The 13,108-nt window shown below is 48.0% G+C and carries 10 protein-coding genes; 4 read left to right on the top strand and 6 right to left on the bottom strand.

Annotated features, from left to right (window positions below; genetic code table 11):
• Window positions 1-82 precede the first annotated feature (82 nt).
• The 4 genes from B0681_RS00160 to B0681_RS00145 are packed head-to-tail and all read left to right on the top strand — an operon-like array spanning window position 83 to window position 5,052.
• Window positions 83-1,537 (top strand): TolC family protein, encoded by a 1,455-nt coding sequence (locus B0681_RS00160; RefSeq protein WP_158077900.1) that lies wholly within the window; start codon window positions 83-85, stop codon window positions 1,535-1,537.
• 9 nt (window positions 1,538-1,546) lie between these two features.
• The gene (locus B0681_RS00155) at window positions 1,547-2,725 is read left to right on the top strand and encodes an HlyD family secretion protein (protein WP_407661921.1); all 1,179 of its coding nucleotides are present in this window, start codon (window positions 1,547-1,549) and stop codon (window positions 2,723-2,725) included.
• Between the two features lie 55 nt (window positions 2,726-2,780).
• Complete coding sequence (locus B0681_RS00150; protein WP_158077899.1) at window positions 2,781-3,935, top strand: ABC transporter permease; 1,155 nt, start codon at window positions 2,781-2,783, stop codon at window positions 3,933-3,935.
• A 19-nt stretch (window positions 3,936-3,954) separates the two neighbouring features.
• Complete coding sequence (locus B0681_RS00145; RefSeq protein ID WP_228143809.1) at window positions 3,955-5,052, top strand: ABC transporter permease; 1,098 nt, start codon at window positions 3,955-3,957, stop codon at window positions 5,050-5,052.
• Between the two features lie 55 nt (window positions 5,053-5,107).
• On the opposite strand, the gene clpB is transcribed toward B0681_RS00145, so the two are convergent.
• From clpB to B0681_RS00115, 6 genes are all read right to left on the bottom strand, one after another.
• On the bottom strand, window positions 5,108-7,684 hold the full coding sequence (clpB, locus tag B0681_RS00140; protein ID WP_078316736.1) for an ATP-dependent chaperone ClpB: 2,577 nt from the start codon (window positions 7,682-7,684) through the stop codon (window positions 5,108-5,110).
• A 311-nt stretch (window positions 7,685-7,995) separates the two neighbouring features.
• The gene (gene purU / locus B0681_RS00135) at window positions 7,996-8,871 is read right to left on the bottom strand and encodes a formyltetrahydrofolate deformylase (protein WP_078316735.1); all 876 of its coding nucleotides are present in this window, start codon (window positions 8,869-8,871) and stop codon (window positions 7,996-7,998) included.
• Between the two features lie 84 nt (window positions 8,872-8,955).
• Window positions 8,956-9,750 (bottom strand): ABC transporter ATP-binding protein, encoded by a 795-nt coding sequence (locus B0681_RS00130; RefSeq protein WP_078316734.1) that lies wholly within the window; start codon window positions 9,748-9,750, stop codon window positions 8,956-8,958.
• A gap of 9 nt (window positions 9,751-9,759) precedes the next feature.
• A complete protein-coding gene (locus tag B0681_RS00125) occupies window positions 9,760-10,653 on the bottom strand; it encodes an ABC transporter permease (RefSeq protein WP_078316733.1) in 894 nt (297 codons plus the stop codon).
• A gap of 151 nt (window positions 10,654-10,804) precedes the next feature.
• A complete protein-coding gene (locus B0681_RS00120; RefSeq protein ID WP_078316732.1) occupies window positions 10,805-11,806 on the bottom strand; it encodes an ABC transporter substrate-binding protein in 1,002 nt (333 codons plus the stop codon).
• Window positions 11,807-11,989: 183 nt separating this feature from the next.
• Window positions 11,990-13,072: an ABC transporter substrate-binding protein gene (locus B0681_RS00115; RefSeq protein WP_078316731.1), complete on the bottom strand. Its 1,083-nt coding sequence runs from the start codon at window positions 13,070-13,072 to the stop codon at window positions 11,990-11,992.
• Window positions 13,073-13,108: the final 36 nt, after the last annotated feature.

Raw genomic sequence — 13,108 nt, 5'->3', positions numbered from 1 at the left:
GAGCAGTCATTGTTTCAAGTCTATCTAAAATGAAAGATTTGCTATAATGCAGATCAAATTTAGCACAGATAATGGCCCCATGATGCAACATCTCATCAGACTGGCAGGGGCGGTGATTTGTTTATACACCTCCACAGTCCTTGCCAGTACTTACAGCTTTGAGCAAGCACAGTCCAAGCTATTGACTTCCTCAAAGCGCTTACAATCTTCGGCATTACTCAGTCAAGCCAGTCAATTACAAGCAGACGCTGTACAAGGGCTGCACAGACCTAATGTATCGCTGAATGTACGCGCGCTCAGCTATCATCAGACTGCCGATGTATCGACGCAGCCTCTAATAAATACCCTAAATCAACAAATCTCAGGCAGTATCGATGAACACATCCAACAGCTCAATGCTCAAGGCTTAGACCCTGCCTTATCTGAGCTGATGAGCAGCAGCGCGCAATCACTGTTAAGCCGTGCCAATGATCGCCTACCAAATGAGCTGCATCTGGACGCCAAAGACACAACAGTTAAGCCAAGCATTGCCGTCACTTTGCCCATTTATACAGGCGGCGCGATCAGTAGCCTCCAACAAATCGCACAGCTAAACGCCAAGCGCCATCTGCTGTCCGAACAAGAACAGCAGCAGCTTGAGAAACTTAATCTCATCGGCAAATATTTTGGCACCCAGCTTAGCCAGTCTCTACAAAGCACCACAGGCTACCAATTCCAAGCCATGCAGCTGCATGTCGATCACGCCCATCAGCTTGAGCAAGCAGGTTTTATCAGTCGTGGCCAGCGCATGCAGTTCGAGGTGGCGCGTAACCATGCAGACCGTCTGCATCAGTCTGCTGCACTCACGCACCAACAAAATATCTTCGAGATTCGAACCTTATTACAAGATCCGACGATCAGCCAGCTAACCACACCGCTATTTATAAATACCAATGAACAGCCAAATTATGACGCGCTGCTTGAAAAACTAACATCCAATTCTCCGATCACCCAAAAGCTGAGCACCGATGTGCGCATCGCCCAAAACCAAGTCACACTCCAAGAAGCCAGCAAAAAGCCTAAAGTGTTCGCCTTAGGTGAAGTGGCGCTTGATGACCAAGACTGGTTCGTGGGCATCGCTGCCAATTATACCCTATATTCAGGCATGGATCGCCGCTCACAGATCAAAGCCAGTCGATTACAAGCAGATGCTGCCAATCTGGTCGCGCTCCAAACTACCCAAGACATGACCAGCAGCCTGCACCGAGCCTATTTGGATATCCAAAATACCCAAAACACCCATCGACTGCTCACCGATAACCTCATCGCTGCACTTGAGAATCTGCGCATTCAGCGACTCTCTTTTCAAGAAGGCTTTGGTACCGTCGCAGAAGTGGTCGATGCTGAGACTCGCGTCCATCAGATCCAAAGCGACATTGCCACCAATGCCTATCACTACATCATGGCACTGGCGACTGTATTGCACCACACAGGTGAGCTCGATCGCTTTGGTGAGTATCTATACCGCGCCGACACCACCATGATCGTAACCGAATGATGATTTGCCATGACACAAGATCTCAAAAAACCCATGACGCCTGCCGATGAACCCACCAAAACATCGACCGCTGAACAATCAGACATCGATCATATGCAATCACAGGCTAAGCACAGCTATAAAAAACCCAAAAAACCCATCGCCTTAATCGCACTGATCGCGCTGTTCGTGCTGCTGATTTTGGGGATTTTATATGGATTATTACAAAGCTATAGCGCGCCCTCGCCTGCCTCAAGTGCGCCATCGTCAGGCGGGCTCTTTCATGCCGCCAAAAACAAATTGGCAAGCGGTGGTCAAATCGTCACTTTACAAGGTGAGGTGGATAGCGAAACGGTCAACCTAAGCACGAAGCTGCCCAGTCGCATCGACGCCATCTATGTCCAAGAAGGCCAAAGCGTCCAACAAGGTACACTACTGGCTAAGCTGATCAGCCCTGAGATCATCGCCAAAAAAGAACAAGCCGACGCTATGCTACAGTCGGCACTGGCCTCTCAGTCACTGGCAAATCGCGGCACACGCCAAGAAAATACCGACAGCTTGTATGCCAACTGGCAAAGTGCCAAAGCTCAAGCAATGCTGGCAGCCGAAACAGCAGCACGCGGTGAGTATCTGTACCAACAAGGCGTCATCAGTCGCCAAAGACGCGATGAAATGCAAGCCGCCAAAACCTCATCAGAACAGCTGGCAGAAGCCGCGCATCAGCAGTATCTTAAGGCAGAGCGCGGTCGCAGTGATGAGGTCATCTCTAGCGCCGACGCACAAGTGCAGATCGCACAAGCTGCGGTCGCTGAAGCAGCCGCTTTAGATGCTGAGACCAATTTGATCGCACCCATCGATGGCGTCATCAATAAAATCTATGCCAAGCCCAGTGAACTGGTCGCCATCGCCGTGCCTGTGATCAGCATGATCAAGCCTAGCGATACCGTCAAGCTCAGCGTCCGCGAGGATTATCTACCCTATGTACAGCAAGCATCAAGCCTGACAGGATTTATCCCTGCATTAAACCGCTCTGTAGAATTTCACATCAGCCACATCGGCGCTGAGGGAGAATTTGCCACCATCAAAACCACGCGACAAACAGGCGGCTATGACATCAAAAGCTTTGAGCTAAAGCTTAAACCTGCAGAGCCAATCGAAGGTTTGGTTGCTGGTATGAGCGTTGTTTTTGAGATTCGCATTGCCGATTGACTGACTGATTTGGCAGAATGTTATGAGCACAAAGCACCCTCCCAAAAGCCGCTTCATGATGGAAGTTTGGCGCAGTTTTTATCGTGAATGCAGGCGCATCTCTCACAGTCGTTGGGATATGTTTGGTGTATTTGGTATTCCTTTGCTGGTGGCGGTGCTATTTGGCAGCATGTTCATTCACACCAAAGCTGAGCACCTGCCGATCATGATCATCGACCGTGACCACAGTGAACTTAGCGCCACCATCATTCACCACGCGCGTGCTAATCAGCAACTGGAAGTCATTGCTGTCATGAGCGATCAAGCTGCAGTCGAACAGGCGATCAACACCCTTGAGATCGGCGGCTATCTATATATTCCGCATCATGCCCAATATCATCTGGTCAATGGTGAGGATCCCCAAATTCAGCTGGTCTATAACCAAGCCTTATACAGCATGGCCGCCGGAATCAGTACTGCGCTAAAATCAGCGGTACTCTCAGGCATGCAGGCATTTATAAGTGAGTCTTATCTCATCAATACCTTGCCCAAATTTGAAGTGCCATTACCGACGATTAAGACCGCGGTGCTGTTTAATCCAAGCTTGAGTTATGAACTGTTTTTATCACCCTTTGTGCTCACCGCCGTGCTACATCTGCTGCTAAGCTGCCAAGTGGCTTATGCTGTCGTGATCGAGTTTGCTGATGATACGATCAGCTCATGGTTAACGAAGGCACCGATGGCAGCGCTGATTGGTAAAATCATGCCATATCTGCTGAGCATCTGTCTTTGGACATGGCTGTGGCTAATGTGGATGGTGTGGGTTCGAGATTATGCTGTGATGGGCAGCATCGGCTGGCTGCTGTCTGGGCAATTGGTGTTTTATTTAGCTTATGCTTTTTTTGGTGCATTGATTGCCCTGGCGGTACGCAGTGCCAATAAAAGCTTTGGGATATTAGCGGTATATGGCGGCTCATCGATGAGCTTTGCAGGGGTGACGCTGCCTTTGAATAATGCCTCTGGCTTTACTCAGTTTTGGTCGCACATTTTGCCATTTAGCAGCTACGCCCAATTACAGACCCAAAGCTGGATCATTGCAAGCCCTTGGCAAGCGATGCTGCCTAATTTATTAAATTTATTGGTTTTTTTGATGCTATTTGTCGGATTGTGCATGCGATTGCTCAAAAAACGCGCATCACACATCGCCTTATCGCCTGATGCTTATGATTGATCGTTTTCGGTGCGCATTGATGCAGTTGTTATACGACTGCCTACAAGCGCTTAAGCTGATTTTTACAAATCGCTCCATTGCCTTGACGATGGTGCTGTCTGTTGGCTTTTATGGGTTTTTTTATCCTGCAGCATACCAAGCTGAGCATGTCGAGCACCTGCCATTGGTGATCGTCGATGCTGAGCAAAGTCCGCTGACCCACACCATCATTCAAACTACCGCAAACAGCCCAAACATCCACATTTACGATATCACCACAAGCTTTCCAGAGGCCATGTACCAAGTAAAAATGGGGCGAGCTGATGGCATCTTATACCTGCCTGATAATCTTAGCCAAAGCATTCACCATCAGGACACAGGCGGCATTGGTTTGTATTTAAGCGGCGCGTATTTATTAAAAACTCAAACCATCGGCAAGGGCTTGGTCAGTAGCCTTAAGCAGACTTTGATCAGTGAAATAGAAAAATATCGTGAAATCAGTCACTTTCATCTGCCGCCGCCGGTTCATGAACAGCCCTTATTTAACACCACTGCAGGTTATGGCAGCTATGTTTTTCCTGCAGTTGCCCCTTTGATCGTGCATCAGACACTGCTGCTAGGCGTCGGGATGTTACTGATGGAATATCGCAGACGATGGCTGCGCTTGACTACCAGTCGTTTTTTGGCGATCTATGTGGTTTCAGGGATCATTGGCTGTTTGTCTTGTTGGTTTTTGTTTGGGTTTGTGTATTGGCATAATGATTATCCCAGAGGGGGTAATTTTTGGGGCATGATGTTTGCGACGCCGATTTTTGTCGGTGCGGTGATTTCGCTGTCTTTGGTCATCAGTTCTTATTTTGATCGTGCCGAACGCGTTGGGCAGATGTTGATTTTCTCATCAATACCTTTATTTTTATTATCTGGCCTTGCCTATCCGTTGTTGGCGATGCCTGATTGGCTGACCAAGATCGCTTGGCTGCTACCCAGCACACACGGCATTCAAAGCTTTATTCAGCTAAATCAAATGGGCGTTCCCACCCATCTGATCTTAGCCAAGCTATATTATCTGATGGCAGTGATGCTGCTTTTGGGTACTTTGGCTTATTGGCGCTTGGTGCTAAAACCCATCAAAGCTTAATCATAAAAAAACCAACCGCCTACTGATGTAAACGGTTGGTTCGTTGGATGATGAATTAGCTATAACGCAATTTGTTAAACGCAAACTTATCATCCACCCACTCAACGCTGATGACATCACCTGCGACAAACTCGCCAGACAGTAGCAGCTGCGCCAATGGGTTTTCGATTTCTTGCTGAATGGCTCGCTTGAGTGGTCGCGCGCCAAATACAGGATCGTAACCAATCTCTACCAAATGCGTCATCGCATCATCACTCATCACAAGCCCAAGTTCGCGCTCTTTTAGGCGGCTGCGCAAGCGATCGAGTTGAATCTCAGCGATGCCTGCCATCTGTGCTTGTCCCAGGCTATGAAACACGACAATCTCATCGATACGGTTGATAAACTCTGGTCTAAAATGACCATTCACCGATGCCATCACCGCCGATTTGATGGTGTCATAATCATCGCCTGCCATCTCTTGGATTGCATGACTGCCTAGGTTACTGGTCATAATAATGACGGTGTTTTTGAAATTCACCACTCGACCTTGACTATCGGTCAATCGACCATCGTCCAGCACCTGCAATAGGATATTGAACACATCAGGATGCGCCTTTTCTACTTCGTCAAACAAGATCACGCTGTATGGCTTACGGCGCACCGCTTCGGTTAACACGCCACCTTCTTCATAACCAACATAACCAGGGGGTGCACCAACCAGACGGCTGACACTGTGTTTTTCCATAAATTCACTCATATCAATCCGCACCAGCGCATCTTCAGAATCAAACAAGAAATTCGCCAGTGCCTTGGTCAGCTCGGTCTTACCCACACCTGTCGGGCCTAGGAATAAAAATGAACCGCTTGGTTTATTCGGATCTGACAGCCCCGAACGGCTACGGCGGACAGCGTTTGCCACGGCAGTGACCGCTTCGTTTTGGCTGATGACACGCTCATGCAGGATGTCTTCCATCGCAAGCAATTTATTACGCTCGCCTTGGAGCATCTTGGCGACTGGAATGCCTGTCGCTGCCGATACCACTTCTGCGATTTCGTTATCAGTCACCTTGTTACGCAAAAGCTTTGGTGCATTGTCCTCACCATCATCACCCTGAGCTTCAAGTGCTTTTTCAAGCTCAATAATCTCACCATATTGTAGCTGTGATGCTCGCGCATAGTCACCTTCACGCAGTGCCTTATCCAGTGCGATACGCGCATTATCCAGCTTGGCTTGTAGCTGTTTGCTGTTTTCAACACCTGCTTTTTCAGCTTTCCAGACTTCTTCAAGCTCGCTGTATTCTTTTTGGGCGTCATCGATTTGGGCGGTCAATGATTTCACCTGTGCTTTTGCACCAGCATCATCTTCATTTTTGACCGCTTCTAGCTGCATCTTGAGTGCGATGATACGACGATCCAGCTTATCTAGGCTTTCGGGCTTGGAATCCAGCTCCATCTTGATACGGCTTGCTGCTTCATCAATCAAATCAATCGCCTTATCAGGCAGCTGACGATCGGTGATATAGCGATGACTCATCTTGGCAGCTGCGATGATGGCAGAGTCCATGATTTTTACACCATGATGTAGTTCATAACGCTCTTTGAGTCCACGCAAAATGGCGATGGTATCTTCGACACTTGGCTCATCAACGAGCACTTTTTGGAATCGACGCTCAAGCGCTGGGTCTTTTTCGATATATTGGCGATATTCATCCAAAGTCGTCGCACCCACACAGCGTAACTCACCACGAGCCAAAGCAGGTTTTAGCATATTGCCTGCATCCATCGCACCACTGGTTTTGCCTGCACCGACCATGGTATGTAGCTCATCGATGAACAAGATGACATTGCCGTCTTGTTTGGCAAGCTCATTCAGCACGGCTTTTAGACGCTCTTCAAATTCGCCATGATATTTCGCCCCTGCGATCAGCGAACCCATATCCAGTGATAGCACGGTCTTATTACGCAGGCTCTCAGGCACTTCACCATTGACGATACGCTGAGCAAGCCCTTCGACGATAGCGGTTTTGCCCACGCCTGCTTCACCGATGAGTACAGGATTATTTTTGGTGCGGCGAGATAGCACCTGCACGGTACGGCGGATTTCGTCATCACGACCGATGACAGGGTCAAGCTTACCTTGCAGGGCACGGTCGGTCAGATTGATGGTATATTTATCTAGGGCTTGACGGTTTTGTTCGCTGTTTTGATTATTCACGGTTTGATCTCCACGGATTTTTGTAATGATGTTTTGTAAAGTCTCGGCGGTAATGCCTGCTGATGCCAGTGCTTTGTGCGTGCTTTTTTCTTCAAATAATGCAAGCAGTAGCCATTCGACCGCCACATACTCATCACCAGCTTTATTGGCAAACTGCTCAGTCGCTTGTAGCACTCGGGCGGTATCAGGCGCCAATCCTATCTGAGCAGGTGGCGTTGTTGCCACCGCCAAATGCGACAGCAAAGTCTCACTTTGTGCTTGTAAGGTCTGCACAGCTGCCCCACTCGCTGCCAGTATCGATACCGCAGTTTCGTTCTGAATCAATACTGACAATAAATGTGCAGGGCTGATGGCGGTATGCTTGCGACTGATGGCAAGCTCATTGGCTTTACGGATGATGTCTTGTAAGGTGCGTGTATATTTATCAAAGTTCATGTTATTATCCTTTTTTTGATGATTTATAAGCAAATAGCTTAAGATTAGTTAAACATAACTGCTAGATAAATCATGTATTGCATTGTTAGTCAATATATGGTAGATGCTTGTGTATTTTTCAATAGTTTATAAAAGTTATCCACAATTTTTCTTATAAGTTATTGATTAATATGTATTTATAATAATAAAAATTTTAGGCTTGATTTTTTAAAATTTCGCCCCATAAGCTCATGCTTGATGGCTTTGGTGCTTTATGCTTAATAATAAAAAAAGGGCATGCGCTCGGCCTGCCCTTTAATTTGCTGCGGGTATCAATCAAACACCACCGTCTTGGCACCATCGATGATGATGCGGTCTTCTAAATGCCATTTGACTGCTCGTGCCAGTACATCACGCTCGATATCACGCCCCAATTCTCGCAAGTCGCTCACGCTAAAGCCATGGCTGACACGCTCTACGCCCTGCTCGATGATTGGCCCTTGGTCAAGCTCACTGGTGACATAATGTGCCGTCGCTCCAATCAGCTTCACCCCTTTGTCAAAGGCTTGTTTATAGGGATTTGCACCCACAAACGCCGGCAAGAATGAATGATGAATATTGATGATTTTGCCCTGCCACAGATCCACAAACTCAGGACTTAGAATCTGCATATAACGCGCCAGTACCAGCAGATCGTTATTTTTCATCACTTCGTGAATCTGATCATACGCCGCCTGCTTGTTTTGCTTATCCACAGGGATATGTACAAACTCAATGCCAAACGACTCCACCGACGCGCGCAAATCTTCATGGTTTGAGACCACTTGGGTGATTTGACAAGGCAATGTGCCACGGCTGTATCGCCAAAGTAGCTCAAGCAAGGCATGATCTTCTTTGGAGACTAAAATACCAACCTTTTTGAGATCGCGGTTGCAGTTTAGCTGCCAAGTCATGTTATATTTGGTCGCGACATTGGCAGCAAAAGTCGCCATCATCGCATCTTTTTTGATGGCAAGTCCATCCAAATGAAACTCCACTCGCATAAAATACTTGCCACCATAAGCTTCGGTGGTATGCTGATCTAGCGAAATGATGTTCGCCCCTTGGTGGTACAAAAACCCCGATACCGCCTGCACGATGCCTGATTGATCTTCACACGTCACCAATAGGCGAGCCACTTCGCTTTCACAGCCTTCACAATTACTCATACTCTTACTCTTTATATGTTAAAATAAAAGGACATCTATTCATAAATGTCCTTTTTGATCATTCAATCACACAAGTCCAGTCACCTAGCCAAGGATTAGGCTATCGTCTTCGACTTTTTCGCCACGAGTTTTTTCAAACATATTTAATAGATCCTGCACCGTCATACCACGGCGTTCATCACCTGCAACATCCAACACCACTTGACCTTGGTGGAGCATGACCGTGCGAGTGCCATGCGTCAAGGCCTGCTGCATCGAGTGCGTCACCATCATCGTGGTCAATTTGCCATCACCGACAATTTTATCGGTCAATTCTAGTACAAAGGCAGCTGTCTTTGGATCGAGCGCAGCGGTATGCTCATCAAGCAGTAGAATCTTGGACGGTTGTAAGCTTGCCATCAACAGACTCACCGCTTGACGCTGACCACCAGAGAGCAGACCCATGCGATCGGTTAGGCGATTTTCTAGACCCAGCTTTAGGATTGAGAGTTTTTCGCGGAATAGCTCACGGTTTTTGGCATTCAAAGCACCGCCCAAACCACGACTACCGCCACGCTTATACGCCAATGCCATATTCTCTTCGATGGTCAACGCTTCACAAGTACCCGCCATCGGATCTTGGAACACACGAGCGACCTGCTTGGCGCGCTTATGCGTATCTTGGCGAGTGACATCTTGACCATTGATCAAAATCGAGCCGCTATCGACACGCACTGCACCACTGATGGCATTCAAAAAAGTCGATTTGCCAGCACCGTTTGTACCGATCACCGTGACAAATTCACCATCAGCAATCGACAGTGACAGCCCACGCAGTGCAGGGTTTTCAATCGGGGTGCCTGCATTGAACGTCAGGCGTAAATCAGTTGCTTGTAACATATCTATCCCCTAGACTTTTTTGGCAAGTAGCTTCGATTTGATTTTTGGTAGCATCAGCACGATGACCACCAATAGCGAAGTAACCAAGTTCAAATCCTGCGACTTAAAGCCGATGCCTCGAAGTAGGTCGCTCGATAGTGCAATCTGGACAAACAGACGATACAAAATCGCCCCAATCACCACCGCCAAAGTCATCCAAAAAATCCGCTTGGCAGAAATGACCGCTTCACCGATAATCACCGCAGCCAAACCAATGACAATCGTACCGATACCCATCGATACATCAGCAAAGCCTTGGGTCTGTACAAACAACGCACCCGATAGAGCAATCAAGCCATTCGAGATCGCCATGCCTAGGATAATCACCCACGGCGTATTAATGCCCTGCGCTTGTGCCATGCGTAGATTTGAGCCCGTGGCACGCATCGCAAGACCCGTCTCGGTGCTAAAGAACCAATCCAAGGCAAGCTTGACCAGCAGCACAACGCCAGCAACGACGGCGACACGTACCCAAAAGCCGTTACCACCATCAACAAATGGCGTAAAGACAGTCGGCTGACCCAGTAGTGGCAAGTTTGGTGCATCCATGATGCGTAGGTTCACCGAATATAAAGCTGTCATCATCAAGATACCTGCCAATAGGTGCAAAATACCCAATTTGACATGCAGCCAAGCCGTCATCATCCCTGCCATCATCCCTGCCATCATGCCAAAAGCACATGCCAGCCACGGATTTAGACCTGCAACAATCGCCACGCCTGCGACAGCACCGCCCAAAGGAAAGCTACCATCAGCAGTCAAATCTGGAAAATCCAAAATACGAAACGAAATCAGCACACCCAGTGCCATCAAAGCATAAATCAGACCGCTTTCTAGCGCCCCAAAAAAGGCTATCATATTCATGCGCGATACTCGCCAAAAATCAAAACACCTATTATATCAAAATCCGTGTCTTGAAAGAAATAAATTATAAATCAAAACCCAAGCCAATGGATGCACTTGGGTTTGAGTAGGTTGTCCGATCCTAAACGATCAGACCTAAAACAGCAGCAGATTACTCAACCACTTTGGCAGCACGATCTAGGACAGCTTGTGGCAAGGTGACGCCTTGCTCGGCTGCGTGTTTTTTGCTGACATATAGGTCAAGATTTTGTGAGATGTACACCGGGATGGCATCTGGCTTTTCGCCTTTTAGCACACGCGCGATGATCTTACCAGACTCTTTACCAAGGTCTGTGTAGTTCACACCAAGTGCCGCCACTGCACCACGCTCAACAGTACTGGTATCTGCTGAAATCAGTGGGATTTTTGCGCTTTTTGCCACTTGGTACAGTGCTTCATAGGCATTGATAACATTGTTGTCAGTCGAAGTATAAATCACATCCACTTTACCCACCAAAGCATTGGCAGCTTGAGTGATGTCGCTTGATTTTTGGGCTGGTGATTCGATGACATTGATGCCAAGCGGTGCCAGTTTTTCTTTCAGATTTTTTAGTACGACAGTTGAGTTGACTTCGCCTGGGCTATAGACATAGCCGACATTTTTGACATTTGGAATCAGCTCACGAATTAGCTCAATCTGCGGCTCATACGGCAGCACATCTGAGGCACCAGTGACATTATTGCCTGATTTTTCTAGGCTTGTGACCAATTTGGCTTCTACAGGATCGGTCACCGCCGAGAACACCACAGGGATGGTAGTGGTCGCCGATGCCACAGCTTGGGCTGACGGAGTCGCGATGGCATAGATCACATCAGGGTTTTCTGAAGCAAACTGTTTAGCAATCTGACCTGCTGTACCCATATTGCCCTGTGCTGATTGGAAATTGACGGTCAGATTTTCACCTTCTTTAAAGCCTTCGGCAGCAAGCTGCTCGATCGCACCAGCACGCGCTGCATCCAGTGCAGGATGTTCAACAATGGCAGTGATGGCCAAAGTCTTGGTTTCAGTAGCTGCGGCAGCTGCATTGTCAGCTGGCTTATCGCCACCACAAGCAGCCAAAGTCAAAGCAGCTAAGCTTGCCCAAAGGGTGGTTTTTAAAAACTTGGTTGTCATGCTAAACTCCTGTCATGCAAATGATAAAGCCCAAAAAAAACTATACAAATTCTAACACAGCGTTAACTCACTTGCCAAGCATTTTGGGTAAGATTTTTTCACATTTGTTAACAATAATCCACTGTACGCGACTCTGTGTCAGCACTTAACCACAGCAAACACAGAATCGTGCAAAGTAATGGATTATTTGCTGTGTTGGCGTGGTGGCGTGGTATCGACATTGATGCTGTCACCCAAAGTGGTCAGATCCACCGTCACACCTTGCTCGGCTGCGTGTTTTGGGCTGATAAACAGCGTCAGAGTATTCATCACCTTCGGGCTGATCTCGCTTGGCGCTTTGCCATCTAATACATCCGCGACGATCTTGGCGGTGGTCAAGCCAAAGTCATAGTCGTTCACGCCCAACGCTGCTGTCGCACCACGGCGCACCGAGAACTCATCAGAGGTGATCACAGGGACTTTAAGCTCATTGGCAGCTTGCACCATCGCTTCCATCGCTGAGGCCACGCCATTATCCAGTGAAGTATAAATCAAATCCACTTTACCTGCCAATGAACGCGTCGCATCCGCCACATCGCTTGAGCGGTTGGCGGGGACTTCCACCAAAGTCATGCCATATTTTGGCAACAGCTTGGCAAGCTCATCTTTAACGGCCACAGAATTGGCCTCACCTGGGCTATAGACGAAACCGATGCGCTCGGCTTCAGGCTTGATTTTGGTAAATAATTCCACCTGTGGCTCAAGCGGCAGCTGACTGGACAGACCAGTGATGTTCGCTTGTGTACCCTTATTATTCTCATCGATCAATTTGGCGGCCACAGGATCTGACACCGCGGTATAAATCAAAGGAATGCTGGTAGTTGCTGCTGCCAGTGACTGAGCGCTTGGCGTGGTGATGCCGACGATGGCATCAGGATTATCAGCGACAAACTGCTTGGCAATCTGACCGACGGTGGCCATAGAGCCTTGAGCAGATTGGAAATTCACCGTGAGATTTTGACCCTCTTTATAACCCAAACTTGCCAAACCATCAATCACACCCAAACGGATGTCATCGAGTGACGGATGCTCAACGATGGCAGTGATGGCAATGGTTTTGGCAGGTTTTTGTGCAGTTTCTGCGACTTCAGCTGGTGCGCTGTTGGCAGGCTCGCTGCCGGTTTGGGTGGTAGTATTTTGACCGCAGCCGACCAATGCCGCTGCTGCCAACATAGGCATGACATACGCAGGCATCACTTGAGCAAATTTATTGCGTGCAAGATTCATATCAATTCTCCAAAATTATCAATTTATAAATGCGTC

Source organism: Moraxella porci DSM 25326 (genome assembly GCF_002014855.1).
Lineage (GTDB): Bacteria > Pseudomonadota > Gammaproteobacteria > Pseudomonadales > Moraxellaceae > Moraxella > Moraxella porci.
Note: the sequence above shows the minus strand (reverse complement) of the source record. Positions and strands in the feature narration are given on the sequence as shown.

Bases quoted from the DNA above. Each gene is read 5' to 3' on its own strand.
- B0681_RS00160 (WP_158077900.1), top strand. From the start codon at position 83: ATGCAACATCTCATCAGACTGGCAGGGGCGGTGATTTGTTTATACACC.
- B0681_RS00145 (WP_228143809.1), top strand. From the start codon at position 3,955: ATGCAGTTGTTATACGACTGCCTACAAGCGCTTAAGCTGATTTTTACA.
- B0681_RS00150 (WP_158077899.1), top strand. From the start codon at position 2,781: ATGATGGAAGTTTGGCGCAGTTTTTATCGTGAATGCAGGCGCATCTCT.
- clpB (WP_078316736.1), bottom strand. From the start codon at position 7,684: ATGAACTTTGATAAATATACACGCACCTTACAAGACATCATCCGTAAA.
- B0681_RS00130 (WP_078316734.1), bottom strand. From the start codon at position 9,750: ATGTTACAAGCAACTGATTTACGCCTGACGTTCAATGCAGGCACCCCG.
- B0681_RS00125 (WP_078316733.1), bottom strand. From the start codon at position 10,653: ATGAATATGATAGCCTTTTTTGGGGCGCTAGAAAGCGGTCTGATTTAT.
- purU (WP_078316735.1), bottom strand. From the start codon at position 8,871: ATGAGTAATTGTGAAGGCTGTGAAAGCGAAGTGGCTCGCCTATTGGTG.
- B0681_RS00120 (WP_078316732.1), bottom strand. From the start codon at position 11,806: ATGACAACCAAGTTTTTAAAAACCACCCTTTGGGCAAGCTTAGCTGCT.
- B0681_RS00155 (WP_407661921.1), top strand. From the start codon at position 1,547: ATGACACAAGATCTCAAAAAACCCATGACGCCTGCCGATGAACCCACC.
- B0681_RS00115 (WP_078316731.1), bottom strand. From the start codon at position 13,072: ATGAATCTTGCACGCAATAAATTTGCTCAAGTGATGCCTGCGTATGTC.